General features: G+C 55.0%; 15 protein-coding genes, 1 pseudogene and 1 CRISPR repeat array. Of the genes and pseudogenes, 8 read left to right on the plus strand and 8 right to left on the minus strand.

Features of this window, described 5'->3' with window-relative positions:
* Positions 1-5: 5 nt before the first annotated feature.
* From IPI71_09645 to IPI71_09660, 4 genes are all read right to left on the minus strand, one after another.
* Positions 6-1,388 carry a hypothetical protein gene (locus IPI71_09645; protein QQR70882.1) on the minus strand — a complete coding sequence of 461 codons (1,383 nt, stop codon included), beginning with the start codon at positions 1,386-1,388 and terminating at the stop codon, positions 6-8.
* 268 nt (positions 1,389-1,656) lie between these two features.
* Positions 1,657-1,797, minus strand: coding sequence for a hypothetical protein (locus tag IPI71_09650; GenBank protein QQR70883.1), 141 nt, complete (start codon positions 1,795-1,797; stop codon positions 1,657-1,659).
* Between the two features lie 246 nt (positions 1,798-2,043).
* On the minus strand, positions 2,044-3,102 hold the full coding sequence (locus IPI71_09655; GenBank protein QQR70884.1) for a hypothetical protein: 1,059 nt from the start codon (positions 3,100-3,102) through the stop codon (positions 2,044-2,046).
* 326 nt (positions 3,103-3,428) lie between these two features.
* A complete protein-coding gene (locus tag IPI71_09660) occupies positions 3,429-5,459 on the minus strand; it encodes a hypothetical protein (GenBank protein QQR70885.1) in 2,031 nt (676 codons plus the stop codon).
* 558 nt (positions 5,460-6,017) lie between these two features.
* Here IPI71_09660 and cas3 point away from each other — a divergent pair.
* The 8 genes from cas3 (at position 6,018) to cas2 (ending at position 14,713) form a co-directional block, all read left to right on the plus strand.
* A complete protein-coding gene (cas3, locus tag IPI71_09665; protein QQR70886.1) occupies positions 6,018-8,714 on the plus strand; it encodes a CRISPR-associated helicase Cas3' in 2,697 nt (898 codons plus the stop codon).
* Between the two features lie 90 nt (positions 8,715-8,804).
* On the plus strand, positions 8,805-10,415 hold the full coding sequence (gene casA, locus IPI71_09670) for a type I-E CRISPR-associated protein Cse1/CasA (GenBank protein ID QQR70887.1): 1,611 nt from the start codon (positions 8,805-8,807) through the stop codon (positions 10,413-10,415).
* 2 nt (positions 10,416-10,417) lie between these two features.
* Complete coding sequence (gene casB / locus IPI71_09675; GenBank protein ID QQR70888.1) at positions 10,418-10,918, plus strand: type I-E CRISPR-associated protein Cse2/CasB; 501 nt, start codon at positions 10,418-10,420, stop codon at positions 10,916-10,918.
* A gap of 7 nt (positions 10,919-10,925) precedes the next feature.
* The gene (gene cas7e / locus IPI71_09680; protein QQR70889.1) at positions 10,926-12,062 is read left to right on the plus strand and encodes a type I-E CRISPR-associated protein Cas7/Cse4/CasC; all 1,137 of its coding nucleotides are present in this window, start codon (positions 10,926-10,928) and stop codon (positions 12,060-12,062) included.
* A gap of 38 nt (positions 12,063-12,100) precedes the next feature.
* Complete coding sequence (gene cas5e / locus IPI71_09685; GenBank protein ID QQR70890.1) at positions 12,101-12,811, plus strand: type I-E CRISPR-associated protein Cas5/CasD; 711 nt, start codon at positions 12,101-12,103, stop codon at positions 12,809-12,811.
* Between the two features lie 3 nt (positions 12,812-12,814).
* Positions 12,815-13,504, plus strand: a complete 690-nt coding sequence (gene cas6e / locus IPI71_09690) for a type I-E CRISPR-associated protein Cas6/Cse3/CasE (protein QQR70891.1) — start codon at positions 12,815-12,817, stop codon at positions 13,502-13,504.
* Positions 13,505-13,511: 7 nt separating this feature from the next.
* Entirely contained in the window at positions 13,512-14,402 is an 891-nt protein-coding gene (gene cas1e / locus IPI71_09695; GenBank protein ID QQR70892.1) for a type I-E CRISPR-associated endonuclease Cas1, read from the plus strand.
* Positions 14,403-14,407: 5 nt separating this feature from the next.
* Entirely contained in the window at positions 14,408-14,713 is a 306-nt protein-coding gene (gene cas2 / locus IPI71_09700) for a type I-E CRISPR-associated endoribonuclease Cas2 (protein QQR70893.1), read from the plus strand.
* 35 nt (positions 14,714-14,748) lie between these two features.
* Positions 14,749-15,875: a CRISPR direct-repeat array (repeat unit 28 nt; unit sequence GAGTTCCCCACGCCCGTGGGGATGAACC).
* Between the two features lie 54 nt (positions 15,876-15,929).
* Here the strand turns inward: cas2 and IPI71_09705 are convergent.
* The 4 genes and pseudogenes from IPI71_09705 to IPI71_09720 all read right to left on the minus strand — a co-directional run bounded on the left by IPI71_09705 (position 15,930) and on the right by IPI71_09720 (position 20,772).
* Positions 15,930-16,310, minus strand: coding sequence for a hypothetical protein (locus IPI71_09705; GenBank protein QQR70894.1), 381 nt, complete (start codon positions 16,308-16,310; stop codon positions 15,930-15,932).
* Between the two features lie 209 nt (positions 16,311-16,519).
* Positions 16,520-17,023, minus strand: a complete 504-nt coding sequence (locus IPI71_09710; protein ID QQR70895.1) for a hypothetical protein — start codon at positions 17,021-17,023, stop codon at positions 16,520-16,522.
* A 370-nt stretch (positions 17,024-17,393) separates the two neighbouring features.
* A complete protein-coding gene (locus IPI71_09715; protein QQR70896.1) occupies positions 17,394-17,741 on the minus strand; it encodes a hypothetical protein in 348 nt (115 codons plus the stop codon).
* Positions 17,738-20,772, minus strand: a pseudogene (locus IPI71_09720) (hypothetical protein). Before IPI71_09720 ends, IPI71_09715 begins: the two are co-directional and overlap by 4 nt.
* Positions 20,773-21,325: the final 553 nt, after the last annotated feature.

Genomic DNA, 21,325 nt, shown 5'->3' on the forward strand with positions numbered 1-21,325 from the left:
AAAAATTATGTAATTAGACAACTTGGAAATCCATTCCATCCATGATTATCCCAATTATAACCAATCCACACATAGGGTGGCCAATTTGGTGGATTTGGTGATGTAAATTCGAATGTAGCATTTTGATAGAAACACTCATCCGGATGGAGGAAATATCCGTCATTATTCTGAACACACCATTCTTCCCTTACTGGAGAGGTGCGAGCATCCATGTATGCGGTTCCATCGTCATCTAATCCAAGTTCAGAGGAACACTCGCTGGTTAACAATGCAGTGCATGGATTGTGGTTATCCTGATAATAATAATAGAACCATTGATCATTGTAAGGATCATGAAGCCACATTTGATATAATCCAAGGCTTTGACCAAGGTTTATTTTTATATACCATTCGTAATTTCTTGGAAGAAGAACATAGGGGGCCTCTAAATAACATCCTGCTCCCTCGAGATGCTCTGGATTAGATGGTGTCGGCCATGGGAAAATGGCTTTATCTCCATCTTCATTGTATATTACTGGGAATATTTTAATCGGCGCGCCATCATATGAATCGCTTGAATAACTTGCAACGATTTCGATTACCACATCATTATTGTAATAATTTTCAACCTCCTGATAGGCAATGAATCGATCCCCATCAAATGAATACACTTCCGGCCTTATTTTACCCGTTGTGTATGTGATATTCGTCCTATTATCAAACGGGTGGAATTGCGCTCTCCATGAACAATTTTGGGGATAGATTACATCATTATAGACCATCTCATTGGAAAACGATTCTGTATTGAGATATGAATTCTCTCTTGGACTAATAAATCCAAACACATCTTTCCCGTTTATTGAATTAAAATTTTTATAATACTTAAACTGATCTTTGGGAAACATCAAGCGTATGACGTCAGGATTTGGATTAAAGGAAAAAAACATCTCTTTAGGCATGCGGAATACTACAACCGGCTCATCATCCCTTAATCTTATCTCAATGAAACGGCCCATTTGATCAACTGAAAATTGTGAATCAAACGCTATTTTAAGGATTGTTATATTGATAATATCCGGATCACTTTCTCGATTATTCTCATTTAACCATCTTTCTGAAAATATGATTGTTATAATTTCTGATTCAGGGAGTGGTTCTGCAGGTTCGAGATCCTTCGGGATCTCAAAAATTAAAGATGAATGTGCATGAGTACTTTCACGGGTATTAGTTTCATTCGGCCTAATAATAGCATCATCCCCGTATGCAGGGAAGATAAATACGCCTAATAATATTAGGATTAAGCCAATTGATTTCAGGGTTGAATTCTGTTTCATGTTTCTTTCCTCCAATTCTCTTGGATTCCAGAAGGCATGACAAAAAAGGCTTTTACTGTGGAAAGCTAATTCCATCATGCCTACGGGCTGCGAAGGGGTTCATCTGCATTGGATGTGAGGCGAACCCCCAGCAACACTTCTCAGTTTGCCTGAATGACGAAAAACTTTCTGGTGCCGCGAATTTTAAAATGAGGGGTTTTAATCGGTTAGTTCGATGAATATTCATCTCGGTGATTAACACGATTTAACATGGAGTTAGGCAGCGTCTCATGGACGGCACCGCATGCCGCCCGGCTCGATCCTCCAGGTGCTCTCCAACTACAATCCATCATCCCTGGTCCAATCAGGAGATCCTTCTTTTCACCACGCCCCCGATAATTCCTCCAATGATGGCTGTCGGAATTGCGATGACAGCAACGATGATGAGGACGATCCCGGCAAGGCCGGAAACGAATCCCGTTGCCTGCGATGAGAGCCAGAGCATTGGAACTGCCAGGATGCCGATGCCAAGTATCGCGGTGATCAGTCCCGATACCGCACCGTTCCGTATGCCCCGGGAAGAGAAAAACCCCCAAGGAATCCCGCCGCGAGAGGAGCGATTATCTGCAGCGGCAGGGAACCCATCAGGAATGGGTTTAATACGATCCTTCGAAGGATCTTTTCATTGCATCACTAAAAGATGGGATAAAAGGAGTGATCCACGTTGCCATTGGTCCCAGCATGAATAGATTTAGAGATCAAGTACATGCCCGAGGATTACGAATCCGCCATCCGAAGTCTGTGTGATCGAATCGATCGACGTATGGTCTCCGATATCGAACGAGACATCCCAGGCGACTGAGAGTGTCTCATCTAACCTGACGATGTGTAGTGGGGAACCCGGATAACCTGTCCGCTGGAGTTCGGTAAACCCGGGGACGGAAAACCCTGCGTACGCATATCCGCCGTCATCTGTCCCGGCCATAACCCGAGAGACATTTACTGGCCTCTCCCCGACCAGCCTGCCGTCTGAGGCCAACGAGATTTCGGTAGTCTCCGTGCACCACTTTTCATTGGTCTCATTTCCAGAATACCAGGTGACGCTATAAATACCGTCGATTGTCCCGGAAGGCGAGAGTCGGAGGGTATACAGTTCTGCAGGTGAACCGGTTGCAAATGTCCTGTTCCATAACATGCTTCCTCCGGGGCCAAGCATTGCGGTCCATATCCCGGCGTCACTGGTACCTCCAACAAGGAAACCATCGGGAGATACTGGCACGATCTCATTGACATGCTGACCCGGTCCCAAATCTGCTTTCCTGCTGATTTCCCCGTTCTCACCAAGCCAGATGATACTGGCATCCCCTGCTGCAGTATACCCTCCACCCGGTGCACTGACGACCTTCCACCAGTCGCTGCCACCACCAAGTGAGATGCTCCAGAGAACGCTGCCATTATCATTGACCTGGTAGAGGATTCCTGAATAACTGGCGACAATAAACCCGCTGTTCATCCCCTCCACAAGCGAGCTGCCGTAATCCGGCGATGTGCCGAGAGTCATATCCGACACAACCTTACCTTCGCTGTCAAGTGTTAAAATCCGGGGGACTGGCCCCGTTCCAGTACCGGCGATTGCATAACCACCATTATCGATTTGGATCACCGATTGTCCTCTTCCGTTGGGATCGCTGTCTATTGTCGCTGTCCATTGCATGTTCCCTCTCGCATCGGCCTTGAGGAGCCAGATGTCGAAAGTCACGTCCTTATGGCCATGTTCCAGACATCCTGAAATGAAAAGTAGAGGTACCATGCAAAGAAGAACGATGACTATACAGGTTTTTACCTCTTTTCTTCGAAGTTGGCACACCATTTCGATCCCAATCTCCCATCTGTTTTTTCATTTCTGAAAAAAGAGATTTATTGTTGGATGTTTTGATTTCACACGAATTAGATTAAAATCCAAGTCCTTAAATTTTGGGTTTCACAGCCATCCGCAGATCTCACTCCCGGAAGAGAACGGTCAACGGGCACCCTGGCATTACAAAAAAACGCCCGCTGTTTTTTAAGCACAGCACCAGGACCGGCCCCACGATCCTGGCGCACCAGCACCCCGGCTGGCGATCATCTGTCCACGGGTTATAAGACCCGGTATATTTCGGTATGGCCTGACCGGAACACCGGGGTAAGGCGGTCACTTCGTGCCAGGTCCCCTAACTTTGACCCGTATCTCATCCGCTCGGTCTCGCCGACAAAGACATACTTCACGTTGTATTTTGCAAAAAGAAAACCGGTATCCACCTCCCCGGCATATATACGGTCCACGTCCGAGCATCGCTCTTCAACATCCCGCCACTCCCGTCCCCACATTATCTCATGGGTGCGCCACCCTATAACGGTAGGAAGCCCGGTGAACGCTCCTATCCGCGACGAGTAGGTATACGAATCGCCGGGAGCTTCAAGCACCACATCTCCGTTCTGTGCAGTCTCCCTGAGCCAGCAGAGACCTTCGTAGTCATCAGGCTTCTGCTCTTGCAGCCACGCTGCCCCATCGAGCGTGAGCGTTCCAGTTTTACCCATGAAGTCCGCGTTCGGGATGGCGACCACCGAACAGAGCGGGTGGACCGCAGTCATGGCAATCACCGCCACTGCCACGGCAACCAGGACCCGGTTTTGTATCCGGTAGAGGAAATACACCGATGCAACTGCCCAGAACACCCAGGCCTGCAGATAGAACTTCATCATGGTGTTCAAGCGCTCATACGGCGGGCCATATGGATCGTTGATGTAGAAGATCTCGCAAAACACGATGAGAAAAAGGGCGATGCATGCAAAAATCGCAGGATATTCCTGGTGGGACCATGCACGGACAAAGAAGGGGATGGCAAAGAGCGAAAGCATTGCCAGCGGGAAATGGAGTGAGAACGAGATGACACCAGCAACGATGACCGCACCGGCCACGAGTATGTCTTCCCGGGAAAAGGTGTGCGATCCGACAAGATAGATGCCAGATACAGCGGCAAAACCACCGAAGGTGAGGAGAAAGCCCAGGATCCCTGTCCTCTCCCCGGGATCAAAAACGCATATCCTGCCCAGGAAAAGGAGTGCCAGGAAGGCACAACCTTCCAGGCCGGCCAGGAGAAGGAATGCCTTCTTTTTTGTTGCGCAATATCCTGTCCAGGCCACCAGGAACAGGCAGGCCGGAAGGGTCCAGAGGTTTACGCCGGCAAGAAAGCAGGTGACAAGGATGGCCGTGCAGAACAATGGTTGCGAAAATTTCCTGTACATTGCAAGGCACAGCCCGGCAAGGGCCAGGATGAAGGGGATCGATATGAAATGGGCGTGCAGGTCTCCCTGGAGGAAGGTGTAGAACGGGTACAGGGTAATTGCATGGGGAATCACGCACGTTGCCGCTGTAAAATCAAACGAGACGAGCCACTCAGAGAACGTCCCTGCGAAGGCTTGGAACTGCAGGAGATCTGTTCTGCCCAGGTACGAGAGGAGTTGCACGAACCCGGCGCTGAAACCGGAAATCATGGTGAGGAAGACTGCAAGAAAGCCATACAGCCGCCGTCCGGCCAGGTTGACCCCAATGCCGTAGGCGGCCTGCACCGCGATGGCAAAGAGCGCGGCTACGGCGAGGTTATACCCGGTTCCTGCGTCCACCCCTGAGAGCAGTACAGGAATGGCCGCGGCCAGGTGTCCCAGGTAGTAGTAGGGGAGGCCTGATCCGGCCCACCAGGGGTCAGGAAGGGGGAGGAAACCGGTCCGGCATATCGACTGGAGAAACGCGGAGTTCATGAAATCTTCAGAGTATCCGTAATAGATCTCGGGTTTGTGCATGAGGAAAAGGGCGGCGAGGATAAATGCCAGGACAAATATCGCCTCCTGCACGAACATGTCCCGGGTGGGCCTCCAGTCACGTCGATATTTGCGGATGATGCATACCGCCGTTATACCGAGTGCGAGCAGGCCGGCGTACATGCCTGCCCCCAGCGGGACCAGGTGGAGGGAGGAGAGCGCCCATGCCACGAGGGTTATACAGACCATCCCGAGCGGGCGGGCGATCGACTGGCCTGCATCCCGGAGTTCCTGGGCGAGGACTGCTGCCAGTGGAAACGAAAGGATGCCGATTGCCTCGAGTATGATGAAGAACACAAGGAGTTCCATTCAACCAGCTCCTTGCTCCACGGCCAGAAAGAGGAGGATTGAACCTGCTGGGGACCGGTTCGGTCCGCACCGCCTTGCTCCCCGGCCAGGAGGAGGAGGATGGAGGCACAAGCGGACGTCATCCGCACCGGGAGGATCGCAGGTGCGATCCCGCTCTCCGGCAGATCCTGCCGGCCTGCCCGTTCGAGACCCGTCTCCCCTGTTTCTATGTTTTGCGGCTTTGGTCCGTGCAGGTCCGCAGTTCATCAGGTAGCGATGAATCCTGGCACGGGATATAGGTATTCCATTCCGGCCCAGGGCGTTTACTCCTGGCGGGCCTTCCTGGCCGGTCTTAATCCTTCCTTTCGTGATCGGTCTTTCTGGGGGAGCCTCCATCCTTTCCAGGGAGGTTTTCAGTACCATTTTTGCAGAAATAGCACTGCCTCTAAAAGAACCTGCATGAGTCATTTGAAGGGAAAAAGGGGAATTGAATGACAAGTGAAGGAGGGTGTGGGGCAGTGTGGATTCCTTTTTTTTAAGAATCTTTATCCCATTTCACGAGATAGTCCCGTAGCAGTGATGGGATCCTTATTTTTCCAATACTGGGCCAAGGCCAGGGTTGATCCTCCTCAATACCATCTGCTCCCGTATCATTCCCTTGACGTGGCGGCTGTTGGTTCAGAATACCTCCGGAACGATGGTATTGCGAGATCCAGGATTGCACGGGAACTTGATATCCCCCCATCTGATATTCCCGGACTCATTGCATTCTTTCTCGCACTGCATGATTTAGGCAAGTTCGCCGAGTCATTTCAGACCAGGGTACCGGTGGTCTTTTCACTTCTCCGTGGAAAGGAAACAGGACTATCGGTCCCTGTTCGCCATGATCTCCTTGGCAGGTTTCTTTGGGATTCCGGTGTTGGAGACCATTTTTATAAAAATGAGATATTACCGTCATCCGGGACCGCCAACCCGGTCTCTGTAAGCCTGGCCCTCAACACCTTGCTGAATGCAGTTTTCGGGCATCATGGTGTCCCCCCTTATAGAGAGCTCTTGGTTGCATCTGATGTCTATACCTCGCAGGATGCAGAAGCAGCAAAGGCTTTTGTGACGGAATGCAGTCACATTTTTTTGTCAAATAAGGACCACATCCTCTCACTCTCGAAAAAAGAGAGAACAGGTTCTTTACGAGCGTTCTCCTGGCTCCTTGCCGGCCTTGCGGTATTTGCCGATTGGATAGGGTCGAACGCTCTCATGTTTCCCTACTGTGCCAGCGAGATGCCTCTCCGGGAATACTGGGAAAAGGTTGCCTCTCCAAGGGCTCGATCGGCACTCTCCCATGTGCGTGTGCTTCCTTTCCCCATATCTTCGAAGCAAGGGATCGATCACCTCTTTCCAGATTTCCGGTCAGGATTGTTCACCCCAAGCGATCTCCAGTGCTATGCGTCTTCGTGCCAGGCTGGTCCAGGGCCGCACCTTTACATCATCGAGGAGTCTACCGGGAGCGGCAAGACAGAAGCAGCTCTTACTCTTGCCCACCGATTGATGGCTGAGGGACACGGTCATGGGATTTATTTTGCGTTGCCCACCATGGCAACCTCCAACGCACTCTATGACCGTGTCCAAAAGATCAAAGATAACTTCTATGCGCCCGGATCGAACCCTCCCATCGTTCTGGCTCACAGCGCCCGCCACCTCGCGGGGTTTTACCTTGAAAGGCCGCCTGTGAATTATCCTGACCGGTCGAGGGATTCATCTGCCGAAGACCTTTCGCTTTGGCTTACCGACAACCGGAAAAAAGCACTTCTCGCCGCATTGGGTGTCGGGACCATCGACCAGGCCCTGGTCTCCGTGCTCCCCCGCAGGCACCAGTCGCTCAGGCTTTTCGGGTTATGGCGGAACGTCCTGATTGTTGACGAGGTGCATGCTTACGATCCATATGTAAACCGACTCCTCAAGTCCCTCATCTGCGATCACGCACGGATTGGAGGCAGTATAATCCTCCTCTCTGCTACCCTCCCTCAGTCCACCAGGGATCAGCTGATCGGGGCATTCTGCGAAGGGGCAGGAATCTCGCCAACTGAGGGTAGCCCGAGTCCTTACCCGGTGGTTTTACATGTCTCTCCTTCTGCCAGGGAAGAGCGGGCTCTAACTCCAAGGCCGGGGACGTCAAGAGAGGTGCAATTGAGATTTTTCGAGAATGAGATGGATGTGGTCGAAGCTCTCCGGGAAACGCTTCAGCGGGGTGGGTGTGCGTGCTGGATAAGAAACACCGTCTATGACGCCGTCGCTGCATCCCGCTTATTCGGCTGTCTCTCACCTCCTATCCATCCCATGCTGTTCCACGCCCGCTTTGTCCTTGGTGACCGGCTCGAACGGGAGAACGATGTTATCAGGCACTTCGGGAAAACGAGCACGCGGGAGGACCGGGCAGGTAGACTGCTTATTGCCACCCAGGTCGTGGAGCAGTCGCTGGACCTGGACTTCGATTTCATGGTCACAGACCTTGCTCCCATTGATCTCATAATCCAGAGGGCCGGGCGACTTCACAGGCACCCCAGGGGGGACAGGGGAGTCCCGGTTCTTGGTATACATGCGCCCGCACATGAGCCAGAGGCAAAGAAAGACTGGTACTCGAAGAAGTTCCCCAGGGGTTCGTTCGTGTATCCAAGCCATGGAGAGTTATGGCTGACGCAAAAGATCCTCCAAGAGAGAGGGGTGATCAGGACTCCGGATGATGCGAGGGTGCTCATCGAGGGGGTATACGGGAATGGTGCAAAAACGGCTGTTCCTCCCGAGCTTCTGAAACGGGACCTTCTTGCAGACCAGGAACGGCGTCGGGCTGAAGGCATTGCTATGCTGAACGTCATCAAATTCGGTCAAGGTTACAAGGACTCGGGGCACAGATGGCCTGATGACGAAGATGTCCCGACAAGGCTGGGAGAACCTTCGGTGACGCTGCGGGTTGGGGTTATTGATACTGCCAGTAATGTGGCCAGGCCAATTTATTATGCCGGGCAGCATTCATGGGACATGAGCCAGGTCACTGTGCAGAGGTCAAGACTGGGCAGCGGGATACCTGACTATCAGAGCGATCTCCTCCATCTCGCCAAATCTGCATGTGACTCGATGGCAGACAGAGGAAGCAATGCGTTACTCGTCCTTCTGCGGCAAGTTACATCGACCTGCTGGGAGAACCATTTCGCCCAGAAAGCAGGCGGCAACCTGTTCGTGAGGTATTCAAAAGAGAGGGGTTTGGAGATTGAGATAGGTTAACCGGGATTTGTCGAAGAGTTAATATTAATTATGAGCTATTTTGATACACCGACGAGGAGGTGAAGTGTCATACCAGACCATCTGCTCAATTTGATTGAAGATCCATGGATTCCCTGTGTTAAGGATGGGGGAAAGCGGGAGACGCTCACACCATGGCAAATCTTTGGGAACGGGGGTGAGAATGAAGTACTCTCGCTTGCAACACCAAGGCCCGATTTCCAGGGAGCAGTCATTCAGTTTCTGATAGGGCTTGTACAGACCACGATGGCTCCACCTGGCGAGGATGAATGGGTCGATGGTCTTCAGTCCCTTCCTGGTGCAAGGGAGGTAAAACAACGGTTCGATGCTGTTTCTCATGCATTTAATCTTGGGGGGGACGGTCCCCGGTTCATGCAGGACACCAGTTGTGCTGATGTGGGGGAAAGGCCAATCGAGTCTTTAATCATTGGAATGCCTGGTGAGAACACTTATGAAAAAAACAGGGACTTTTTTTGCAAAAGAAACACCATCAAACAACTTTGCCCTTCCTGCGCCGCAATGGGGCTTATATCGCTTCAGTTAAACGGTCCGCAAGGTGGACAGGGTCATAGGGCAGGTCTTCGTGGGGGTGGACCACTGACCAGTGTAATACTGGGCAAGTCTCTCCCCGAGCTTATATGGCTGAACGTCCTTCCCGAAGATGAATTCTTCATTGGTCTTTCCGGCGAGCGTAAGAGTGCAATCAATGATATTTTCCCTTGGATGGGTCCTTTACGAACAAGTGAAGGTGGAGATGAAGGGCTGTTTACTGGAATTTCAGACGCAAGTCAACTCCAGATGTTTTGGGGAACGGGGCGGCGAATCCTCCTTGGCACGGAACATACAACTCATGGAACCTGCGACATATGCGGCGAGGCAACTCCGGCGGGCATAACCTCTTTGAGGACGAAAAATTACGGTATTCGATACGATGATAGCTGGCGGCATGTTCTCACGCCGTATTACCGGTCCGAGGACACATACCTTCCTGTTCACCTCCATGGTGATGGGATTGCTTACCATCATTGGCTGGGACTGGTCCAGAATGATGTAGAACAAGGCGTAGAAGTCGCCCATGTTGTGCGACGGTTTAGAAACATCCAGGCGAACCTTTCCGGTATCCTCCCTGACATTCCTCAACTGTGGGCATTTGGATATGATTTTAAAAAGGTTGAAGCCCGGTGCTGGTACGAGAGCTATATGCCCCTGATCCGGGTTGAAAATTCCATCCGGGCTGATTACGAAGTGTACATCGCCCAGATCGTTCGTGCTGCAAAATATGTAAACAGAATGGTCAATGGTGCAATCAATGATGCCCTTTACAAATCTGAAAACAAGGGGGCATCATCAGGCAAGAAAGTAAAACGCGAGAAAAGTCCAAAGGTTCTTTCCATTGTCATGACCAGGTTCTGGTCCGAGACAGAGACCCTGTTTTATTCTACCCTCTCGGAAGTGAAAAAAGCCTTGGAGAACAACGAACCCGTTGATCCGATCAAGCGCAGGTGGGTGATGGGAGTAAGAGGGGTTGGACTGAACCTCTTTGACTTTTATTCACAAGCGCAATATGTCGACGAACACCGGCCGAAAGCAATTATCGGCGCACGCAAAAAGCTTTCAATGACGATATCACCAGGATCACCCAAGCTGATGCAAATTCTCTCCCTCTCCAAGGAGGCAGGATAATGATGATTAAAGAGAAAGTCTGGCTGAACTTCAACGATCCTCACGTATCAGGTTTTCTCCTGCAATGGTGGGAAGATCTTGACAAGAGACGCGGAGACCGGGCAGAACTCCGGAGGTGTAAGCTCCCGGAAGAGGTGCTGTTCCTCCCCTCTTACTACCGGCTCCGGCTCCCTATGATCCAGTACGACGGATTCAACGATACTTCGCTTGGCACTGTGGCCGGGGTTGTCTCCCATGCCAAACGCTCCGACAGCTCTGAACGGTTTGCTGAGCAGCTTGCAAAAAAGCCACCAGGAGGAGATTCTCCTGTCATGAGCGAACTCCGTTTCCGTAAGTTCCTCTCGATACGGGAGCCAAACGCCCTCTTCCGGGAAGGGATCAGGGCGGTCCGCCTACTGGATGGTGTTGTGAATATCCCAGACCTTGCCCAGGGACTTTACTGGTGGAAGAATTCCAGGACGAGGCAGGAATGGGCCCGTTTCTATTATGAAAAAACCGTGTGATGTGACTATGACTGAATTCATTCAACTGCATGTTCTTGCTTCGTATCCTCCATCGAACCTGAACCGTGATGACCTCGGGCGGCCGAAGACTGCCATCATGGGCGGAACCCAGCGCCTGCGTATCTCCTCCCAGAGCCTTAAGCGGGCCTGGAGGCAGTCCGATTTCTTCCAGGAGGCGCTCTCCGGGCATATCGGGACAAGGACAAGAGAGATGGGGAATAAGATTGTTGAAGCGCTGACAACCGGCAAGACGTTGACGGACATACTCTCAAACCTGGAAAGGGCTCCCAGCAGGACACCGGTCCCGGAGAAGGAGGCTGTGGAATGGACAAAGGCCATTGCCGGGCAATTTGGAAAACTGACAGAAAGGAAAGGTAAAAAGTCGGATAAGGCTGACCAGACGGAAGAAAAAGATAATGACCCGGTTAAGATCGAACAGATCGCCCATTTCAGCCCACAGGAGATTGCAGCGATTGACGCGCTTCTTAATAAGTGTATTGCCAGCGGGAAGGCTCCTGAAAAGGAGGATCTCTTGTTATTGCGAAAGGACCACACTGCAGCTGACATCGCGATGTTTGGGAGGATGTTTGCGAAGTCTCCTGTCTATAACACCGAGGCCGCCGTGCAGGTGTCCCACGCTATCACGGTCCATGATGTGGTTGTCGAGGATGATTATTTCACCGCGGTAGACGACCTGAATGTCCTTGAGACCGATGCTGGATCTGCCCACATCGGGCAGTTCGAGTTTGCCGCAGGGCTCTATTACTTCTATATCTGCATCAACCGTGACCTGCTGATCGAGAACCTGATGGGAGATGCGAGCCTTGCATCGCGGGCGATTGGCGCGATCACAGAGGCATGTGCCAAAGTTGCGCCGGCAGGCAAACAGGCCAGTTTTGCGTCCCGGGCCTATGCGTCGTACATGCTTGCCGAGAGGGGCTCCCAACAACCCCGCTCGCTGGCTGTTGCATATATCAAACCGGTGAAGGGTGGCGATATTCTCACTGCAGCGATCCGCGGGATTGAAGAGACCCGGAAGAACATTGACAAGGTCTACGGGCCCTGTTGCAAGGATGCACGCTCGTTCAACACCACGACGGGCGAGGGGTCACTGGCTGAAATCGTTCGCTTTGTGTCGTCGTGACTATGACCCGTTATTGCGTATTCACGTTGTATGGTCCCATGGCCTCATGGGGGGAGATCGCAGTCGGAGAAGATCGGCGTTCATCAGACCACCCTTCCAAGTCTGCACTGGTTGGCATGATTGGTGCCGGGCTGGGGATCAATCGTGACCAGGAGGATATTCATTCCCGCCTTGCACGAACAATAGGGATGGCCAGCCTGGTCCTTTCGGCAGGAAACCCTGTTGAGGATTTCCATACGATACAGACTCCTCCCCAGGCTGAACTGAAAAAGGGCGCTCATTTCCATACCCGGAAGGACGAACTCTCGATTGGCGCAGACGCACTCGAAACCATCATTTCCAGGAGAGAATACCGGTGTGATACCTTTCTTGGGATATGTCTCTGGATGCGTGATGCGGATGGTCCTTTCCGGCTTGAGGAGATAGCCAATTCGTTGAATGCACCGGCGTTTTTCCTTTACCTTGGGCGGAAATCCTGTCCTCCTGCTCTTCCAGTTTCTGCGCTCGTAGTAGAAGCTGCTTCCGTCCTTGATGCTTTCAGGGAGGCTGCGAAGAAGAATGTGTGGTTTGCCAAAAGGTTATCGTCCCTGTCAGAAGCCCCCATGTACTGGGACCCGGATGGTGTGCCGGGCATCGAGACACTGCACGTGTACCAGCGGAGAGACGAGGTTCTCAGCAGGAAAAGGTGGACGTTCTCGAACCGGTCCGAGCATTATGGTATAGCGACGATACCTGGTGCGGGGGGGTGAGCGATGTTCTTCAGCAGGATCCGTATCAGACCGGATGCCACGTATTCTCCGGAGTTCTGGAAGGTTGCCACGGGGCCGTACCAGATCCACTCGATGGTGTGGGACTTGTTTGCCGATCCTGAACACCAGGACAGGGACTTTCTATACCGGGTCGATATCGTCAACGGGAGACCGGTCGTATACTCGGTCTCGCAACGGAGGCCGGTATACATGGGGAACCTATGGTCGGTGGAGACAAAGGAGTATCACCCTGTCCTCTTTGCCGGGCAGCGACTTTCGTTTGCTCTGCGGGCAAACCCGGTCAGGACGCGATGGACAGCCCCTGACGGGGAGGGCAGGCGCACCCAGAAGCGCCACGATGTAGTAATGGATGTAAAGAGGGCGATGCGCCTGGATAACGGGGCCGTTGGAGCCAGCATGGCGGAACTGGTCCAGAACGAGGGGTTCCGCTGGCTCCAGGAGAGGGGGGCAAAGAATGGATACAGCGTGGAGAGCCACCAGGTTCTTGCGGGGGCTTACCGGCAGCACTCGTTTCACCAGGGATCAAAAAACCGCCTTGTCTCACTGAGCACAATAGATTTCAACGGACTGCTCAATGTGACTGATCCTGACCGGTTCAGAACTGCGCTCATGCATGGTATCGGGCCTGCAAAGGGATTTGGGTGCGGTATGATGATGGTGAAGCCGGCATGATGCGGCAATGACCCCAATTCTCCCGAAAATAAAACCCATTCCCCTGAAAGAACGATCTTCACTCATTTTTCTTGAATATGGAGAACTCGATGTCCTGGATGGTGCCTTTGTCTTGATTGACGTCCGGGGGGTGAGGATTCAAATCCCCATCGGTGGTGTTGCCTGCATTATGCTTGAACCAGGGACCAGGGTGTCTCATGCTGCTGTGAAACTTGCTGCCCAGGTTGGATGTCTCCTCACGTGGGTCGGTGAAGGGGGTGTGCGGCTTTATTCTTCCGGGCATCCGGGAGGTGCCCGTTCCGACAGGCTCCTCTACCAGGCCTCCATTGCATTGAACGCGGATGCCCGCCAGCGGGTTGTGCGAAAGATGTTTGAGATTCGATTTCATGAACAAGTTGATCCCGGGTTATCGATAAGCCAGTTGCGTGGTCTTGAAGGGGTACGTGTAAGGAAGAAATACGAGGAGTTTGCCGATCGGTTCCGGGTCAGATGGGAGGGGAGAAGGTACGACCCTGCTTTGTGGAGTGCATCTGATCTTCCTAATAAATGCCTGAGCGCAGGCACATCATGTCTCTATGGTGTGGTGGAGGCGGGGATTCTTGCAGCAGGGTATTCACCGGCAATAGGGATTCTTCATACCGGGGATCCGCTTTCATTTGTCTTTGATATTGCAGATCTCTTTAAATTTGAGACTGTTGTGCCTGCAGCGTTTGAAGTGGCCGGACACCGCCCCGTGCACCCTGAACGAATGGTCAGGCAAAAATGCAGGGATCTTTTCCGGCAGGAACGTATCCTGAACCGTATTATCCCCACCATCCAAGAAGTCCTTGATGCCGGAGGCCTTGAGTGGCCCAAACCATATGCTGATTCGGTTCTCCCTGCATTTGAAAAGGAATGACTGGTATGGGATTCATGGTGATTGTGACCGAAAATGCACCCCCCTCCCTGCGAGGAAAACTTACAATCTGGCTCCTTGAGATCCGTGCAGGGGTATATATAGGTAATTACTCGATTAAAGTACGGGAAATGATATGGAAGCATGTACTTCTGGGATTGGGAAAGGGTAATGCCGTGATGGCATGGCACGTCCCAAACGATGCGGGGTTTGATTTTGTCACTACCGGTATAAACAGGCGGATTCCATGCGAGATGGATGGAATTAAATTGATCTCATTCTTACCTGAAGAAAAATCAAAATCAAAAAAGTAAAATAGACCTTTTCTTTGTAGTACTTAAGTTGAAGAGAGTTCCCCACGCCCGTGGGGATGAACCACTGACAAAGTTTGTTTCTGGTTCATGGTCAGCGAGTTCCCCACGCCCGTGGGGATGAACCAGCACCAGGAGAACGTGACCGGATCGTATGATGGAGTTCCCCACGCCCGTGGGGATGAACCGTTCTGGGTCGTGGGAAGTGCTGCGACAGGTTGGAGTTCCCCACGCCCGTGGGGATGAACCGCCATAGCAGAACACAGTGGATGGAGCTGGTAAGAGTTCCCCACGCCCGTGGGGATGAACCCATTCTAGGATAAGTTGCACCCATCAAAACCACGAGTTCCCCACGCCCGTGGGGATGAACCGTAGTCAAGGTTCACCAGCTTCTCTTTCCTCCCGAGTTCCCCACGCCCGTGGGGATGAACCAATGGAACAGATGAACGATCTACTCGGGCTTCCGAGTTCCCCACGCCCGTGGGGATGAACCACCGGGGCGGAAGTCCTGGACAAAGCACTTGAAGAGTTCCCCACGCCCGTGGGGATGAACCGGGAGCTACCGGGGCATACGAAGCATATACCGAGAGTTCCCCACGCCCGTGGGGATGAACCAATTCCGCCGGAGTTCGTATGAGTGCAAAGAAGGAGTTCCCCACGCCCGTGGGGATGAACCATTCTTGCCCGGAACCGCAACCATTGAGAGCATGAGTTCCCCACGCCCGTGGGGATGAACCGAGCGGGTGAAAAAGATGGGTTTGGGTGCAACAGAGTTCCCCACGCCCGTGGGGATGAACCTCCTGGATATGTTGATGACTGGAGGATGCTGAAGAGTTCCCCACGCCCGTGGGGATGAACCTTCTACGATTCTTTCTGGACGTTGTTTCACTTCGAGTTCCCCACGCCCGTGGGGATGAACCAGGATTGTGGATTACTGTGCAGAGAATGATATGGAGTTCCCCACGCCCGTGGGGATGAACCACACAGCAGATGCACCCTTATAAGATAACGATACGAGTTCCCCACGCCCGTGGGGATGAACCGTCCTTGCAACGACCTTAAGCATCGAGCGCGGTGAGTTCCCCACGCCCGTGGGGATGAACCATCAAATGCGTCGAATTGATCATCATGTTCTCCGAGTTCCCCACGCAAAAAAACAAGCCTGCCGGGGCCGAAGAGAGAGAAAAAATGAGCGGAGGGGGGGAAATCTCCCGGCTCCTTACCCGGGCCCCCCGGCTCCCGACCCTTTCATCAAGCCGTATTCGATCTCGTAGTACCCGCCTCCCTGGTCGCTGAACGCCAGGAAGTAGTGGAGGAGCTGCTGCCCCTCGGCCTCCTCAATCTGCCGGAGGAGTGCCGCCTGGTTTGCCGCATCGTGGCCGGAAAGGACCCACTTCCTGGTATCGTCCTGCATCTTCCAGGAGCGGGCCGGGACCGGTGCCGGCGGCGTTGTGACCGAATCGTCCTCCGGGTCATAGAAAGCGATCACCCGGCGGGTCTCCTTCTCTGCATTGACCTTCTGGCGCCGCTGCCAGAAAGCGATGGCAGCCACTGCGACAGCAACCACCATCTCGATGAGCTGGATCAAATCTTCTTCCATGGCCAAAGCACCCCGTGACAGAGGAGGTCGCATGGAGGATGGTGGTGGAGCGGTTTTTCACCGCTTCCACCTGCCCTGGTCCGTCCGGTCGTGCATCCCGACGATGATCCTGATCATGACGAAGAGCATGGTCAGGCTCCCGAGGCAGATGCCGAGGACGAACATGAATCCTTCATCCATGACCCCTCCCCCGTCCATCCGATCCTGGTTCAGGCGAGCTCGGGCTTCGTGTCAGCCCAGGTCTCGATGGTCGCAAGGATGGCGTCATCGCTGTACGACGTGACGCGGACCTGCTCACGGCCGAAGGCCACGTAGTAGATCTCACCGTTGGCGTCATGGCACTTGAGCGTCGCCGAGAAGGAATCTTCATCGGAGACGTGGATGGCGTCGCCGCCGATGGCCGTGGCAAGCGCGGTATCCGCGGCAATTGCCGTTACCGCGGCATTGAAGGCTGCCACGGTGGGTGCACGGGCAGTGACCGACCCGACGACCTTGGCTTCGGCGTTCTCGTACTCGATCCGGGCGGTGTACCCTTCACGGCTCTTTGCTACCGGTGCCTGCGGGACACCGGCGACATCGTATGCGGTGCAACCCCATGGATTGCCGGAGATGACCCCGGAGACGAGGTTGTTGAACGCTGCGATGTCTGCAATCGGCGAGGCAAGCTCGCGGACTGCGGTTTTGGTGATACTCTGTTGGACAAAGTCTCCCATGGCTTTTCTCCTGCCCTTTTCAGGGCAACAACCAGGTAAAACATGAAAGGATATATATTTTGACCCGGGGTGTCGATCGGGGGCCGTATCGCGGCCTGTTCCGGAAAAGAAGCGATTCGGTGAGCACCAGGAATCACACCCGTCGACAGAATCCGGGCCTGGTGGAAGAGACCCCGGGGAACGGTACCGGTAAAATGACGGATCGTGGGGAACGGACCATGCGGTACTTACGACCTGGCCTGGGGGGAGCGTCCTCCCCGTGCCCGAAGGCCCCTGGACGCCGGGAAGCGTAACCGGGATCCCCGGTCACACCGGGCTGTTCCTCATCGCGGGACAGCCTGTTCCTTGTCGATCAGCAGTCGCCCCGGTCTCACCCCGGTTCCACCTGCGTTCTCCCGACAAAGAGCGGGGCCTTCCGCTGCTTCCCGGCAAGCAGCCTCGTGACCGACTGAAGCGGGGTGGTGTAATAGAACGGTTCGATGGTGAAGTTCAGCGCTTTCCCCGAGAAAGAACGCCGGACCGTTCCCGCCACCATGCCGGTGGACAGGAGCCGGACCGGTTGGGGTTCGCCGTTGATGGCCCTGGCAAGGTCCGGGAGCGGGACGCGGAACCCCCGGCTGTCAAGGTCGGACCGGACCACCATGTCCTCTCCCCGGATGTAAACCCGTCCGACCTTTTCAAACGCCGGTTCGACATGTTCGGTGACCGTCCAGGTCAACCGGCCACCTCCCCGTGATCCTGGATTGCGGCGATCCGCTGGTAACAGGTCTCGCAGAGTTTTGTCCCGGTACCCCGGTCGATATAGGTGGCCAGGTCAAGGTTACAGACAGTGCACCGGCAGAGGCTGGTGGTGAGCCGTTCCATCCGGGCAGGGTCGACGGTCCCGGGAAGGATGGTGGCTGACTGCTGGGCTCTCACCTTTGCCCGGTCATAGCAGTTCCTGCAGACCTGGTAGGGCTGCCAGCAGTCCTTCGGCCGGTTCTTCCGCTCCACGGTCAGCTTCTCGACATAGTGGGTCCAGGGGTGGCCGCACACCCGGCAGAAGGTGTGGTCAGGGACCTCCAGGGGCTTGTAGTCCTGGGGCCGGATATGGATCTTTGCTGGAGCAGGCGGCCCGGGTTTCCTGCAGCATTGCAGCAGTCCTTCAGCAGGATCACGGTTTTCCAGGGGATAGGTCCGGCCCCTGTCCTGGCGCGGATCCTGAAACGGAGGCCCCTCCCTGGTTTTTTCGATCCTGTCCCCCAGCATTTCAGCAATTTCCCGTTCGCACGGGCCCTGCGTTCCATGACCTCCTGCCGACACGGTGTTCTCTGTATCCTGGGATTTGCTGGGGGATTGATCTGAACTAAGAATAATATCATTATTACAGGTATTATTTTCCGGATCAGAGCCCGTAAATTCGTTTTCGAATCGTGCAGCAGTTTGCTGGGGATTGCTGAAGGATTGCTGTGATGCTGAAGGATGGTCCGGGTCGTCATCCAGCCATACCGATCCCCCCAGGGACCATGACCTGAAGAGCTCGCGGTCGAAGGTATAGGCATTGGTCCGCCTCCGCATCGAGGACGCCCCGTCTTCGCCATCGGTCACCACCGTCCGGTCGCAGAAGGAGATGGCCGGGCACTTCTCGAGCAGTCCGGAATACATGGTCCCCCTGCTGTCGTACCCGTGGATAAGCCGGTGCACGCAGCTGTTGCTCCAGCCGGTCTGCTTCTGGAGCTGGGGGATGGTGAACTCCTCCTGGTCGTTTTGGGAGATGATCCCGATCAGCGCCGATTCCCTCCAGGTGAGCTTGGTCTCCTGTCCCCCGGCAATACCGTTCAGGAGCTGGTAGAGCCGGGCTGCTTCCCGGAAGTCTTCGCGGGTAGCGGTGAGGCAGCGGGTCCGGCCGCAGGTGGTCTGTTCCCGCTGCATGTACCGCAGCACGGTGTTGGCCTTGATGAGGTCGAGCAGCATCTCAGGGTTTCTCCGGTTCGCATGGGCCACGAACCGGATGCTGGTCGCAAAGGGGATGATGACGTGGAACATCTGCCTCCCGATGTTCTCCCAGATCGCCTGGCAGGTCAGGACTTCCGGCCGTTCCTGTCCCTGGTCGTCCGGGGGGGCCTGGTCCCGCTGGAGGACCCGGGCGAGCACGCGGTCGTCCTGTTCGGCGGATTCGTCGATCCAGCAGGTGAGCATCCGGTTGAAGACCTGGTCGTCCCCTGCTCCTTCCACCTTTGCCACCCACCAGATGCACCGTTCCGGGATGGTGCAGACCTGCCCTTTCCGGTCCTTGCTGACCGTCCGGTAAAGGAATGGTTCCCGGAAGGAGGTGGTGACGCCTTTCAGGATCTCGGCCATGTCCTCCGAGAGCGTGGTGTCGTCGAACACGATCGCTGAGCCGGGCTGGAGGTCTTCGATGTAGAAGAGGGCTTTGTTGCTCATCCGCCCGGCCAGGCGGAACCGTGCAGGGACCTGCCGGAGGAGGGTGGTGAAGGCATGGCTCTTTCCTTTCCCGCTCTCACCGGTCACGGAGACGTGCAGTCCGTTGGTGTTGGTGACCGATCGCGAGGCAAGGGACAGGATCATGCATTCGGCCGGGACTTCGTCGCCGACATGGTCGAGGGCAAAGGTCCGGAGCAAGAACTGCTTGGGGTCGCCGTGCCGGAGGAGTCCGAGGGCTTCGTTCTGGCACGGGATCCCGCCAGGGGTGGGGGGTGAGGACGCCGGTGTCCCGGGTTGTTCCTGCTGGTGCTCTGCCGGTGGCGGTCGTGCCTGTTTCTTCTTCTCTCCTTCGAAGGCCTCCCGGAGCTCGGGCCACCGTTGTGCCCCGGCGCCGCAGGAGGTGTGCTGGCAGCCGGCGTGGATGGCGCCGTTTGGGAACTGGATGGCAAAGGCTCCGTCCCGGTGGGCGCTGGAGAACGGGCAGTGTTCCAGGGCGTAGATGGTGCCGCCCTGGTAGGGTTTCTCGCGGGTGATCCCGATCCCGTGGTCTTTTAGCCAGGAGCCGAGGTCCAGGCGGTTGCCGGTCCGGGTGCCGGGTGGTGCGTCCGGGAGGGTGGCGGCCAGTTGTTCGAGGAGTTTTACGGGTACGACCTCCAGGGTCCCGGGGACCGAGAGGAGCCGCGACCGCCGGTGGGGAGGTCGGGGGTGTGGTCTCCTTTCCGGGAGAGAGTGCCGTAGAGTTTCCAGATCCGGGCGGCGTTGTGGTTCGCGGTATCGATGGTGGTGGTGGCGTCATCGAACATGGCGGCGAGCACTTCGAGGCACTGCCTGACGAGGTGCCGGGACCGGTCGTCGTTTTTGCAATCGATCCGGTAGAGGAGGTGGGCGCCGTTCCCCGAGTCGGCGATGACCGGGGCCGGCCATCCTTTCGCGGTCAGCAGGGCGGCCACCCGGGTGGCGGTGCCGATGGCTGCCTGGTGTTCCGGTCCGGTGGACGAGACGCCGGAGGGCCGGACGGGGTCGATGTCGATGGGAAGCCAGCGTCTCCGCAGGATGTCGGTGTCGGCGGTGGTGGCATCTTTCTTGCCGAGGCGGGTCTTGACCCGGTTCGCCCGGCGGGAGAGGAGGGCCGGGTTCACCTCGTTCAGGGTGATGTAGATACCCTGGATGCCGGGCAGGCCGTCCAGGGTGTCGACCGCGGTGGCGAGGGTGCCGGGGTCATCGAAGTACCCGCTGCCGGTTCCGTCTTCGGTGATGACCCGGACCTCTGCTACCTGTCCGGGAGGGCAGAGGAGCGCTGCAGCTTTGCAGGTCTCATGGCTCATGGCCGGGCACCTCCGGGTTTCTTCCGCCCCGGTGTTTCTCCTGGGAGAGGTCCGGGAGGTGGTATCGTGGCTGGTATTGGACCGTCGTCCTGGTGGTGATCCTGCATCTTACGGCCCAACCGTGCTCCGGAAGGTGCCACCGTGGTCGGTATTGAGCTATCGTCCTGGTGGTGGTCCTGCATCTTACGGCCTAACCGTGGTCCGGAAGGTGCCACCGTGGTCGGTATTGAGCTATCGTCCTGGTGGTGGTACTGCATTTTACGGCCCAACCGTGCTCCTGGGACTGGTCCGGGAGGTGCCATCGTGGTCAGTATTGAGCTATCGTCCTGGTGATGGTCCTGCATCTTACGGCCCAACCGTGCTCCTAGGATTGGTCCGGGAGGTACCATCGTATCCGGTATTGAGCTATCGTCCTGGTGATGGCCCTGCATTTTACGGCCCAACCGTGCTCCGGAAAGGGGTCCGGGAGGTGCCATCATATCTGACATTGAGCCGTCGTCCTTGTGAAGATCCTGCGTTTTACGGCCCAACCATGCTCCGGAGAGGGGTCCGG

It is taken from the genome of Methanolinea sp. (genome assembly GCA_016699325.1).
Lineage (GTDB): Archaea > Halobacteriota > Methanomicrobia > Methanomicrobiales > Methanospirillaceae > UBA9949.

What these genes read in the sequence shown, in the direction of transcription:
- cas3 (QQR70886.1), top strand. Translation starts at nt 6,018, where the DNA reads ATGGGATCCTTATTTTTCCAATACTGGGCCAAGGCCAGGGTTGATCCT.
- cas2 (QQR70893.1), top strand. Translation starts at nt 14,408, where the DNA reads ATGGGATTCATGGTGATTGTGACCGAAAATGCACCCCCCTCCCTGCGA.
- IPI71_09655 (QQR70884.1), bottom strand. Translation starts at nt 3,102, where the DNA reads ATGGTACCTCTACTTTTCATTTCAGGATGTCTGGAACATGGCCATAAG.
- IPI71_09645 (QQR70882.1), bottom strand. Translation starts at nt 1,388, where the DNA reads ATGGAATTAGCTTTCCACAGTAAAAGCCTTTTTTGTCATGCCTTCTGG.
- IPI71_09705 (QQR70894.1), bottom strand. Translation starts at nt 16,310, where the DNA reads ATGGAAGAAGATTTGATCCAGCTCATCGAGATGGTGGTTGCTGTCGCA.
- cas1e (QQR70892.1), top strand. Translation starts at nt 13,512, where the DNA reads ATGACCCCAATTCTCCCGAAAATAAAACCCATTCCCCTGAAAGAACGA.
- cas5e (QQR70890.1), top strand. Translation starts at nt 12,101, where the DNA reads ATGGCCTCATGGGGGGAGATCGCAGTCGGAGAAGATCGGCGTTCATCA.
- IPI71_09660 (QQR70885.1), bottom strand. Translation starts at nt 5,459, where the DNA reads ATGGAACTCCTTGTGTTCTTCATCATACTCGAGGCAATCGGCATCCTT.
- casB (QQR70888.1), top strand. Translation starts at nt 10,418, where the DNA reads ATGATTAAAGAGAAAGTCTGGCTGAACTTCAACGATCCTCACGTATCA.
- cas6e (QQR70891.1), top strand. Translation starts at nt 12,815, where the DNA reads ATGTTCTTCAGCAGGATCCGTATCAGACCGGATGCCACGTATTCTCCG.
- IPI71_09710 (QQR70895.1), bottom strand. Translation starts at nt 17,023, where the DNA reads ATGGGAGACTTTGTCCAACAGAGTATCACCAAAACCGCAGTCCGCGAG.
- cas7e (QQR70889.1), top strand. Translation starts at nt 10,926, where the DNA reads ATGACTGAATTCATTCAACTGCATGTTCTTGCTTCGTATCCTCCATCG.
- IPI71_09650 (QQR70883.1), bottom strand. Translation starts at nt 1,797, where the DNA reads ATGCTCTGGCTCTCATCGCAGGCAACGGGATTCGTTTCCGGCCTTGCC.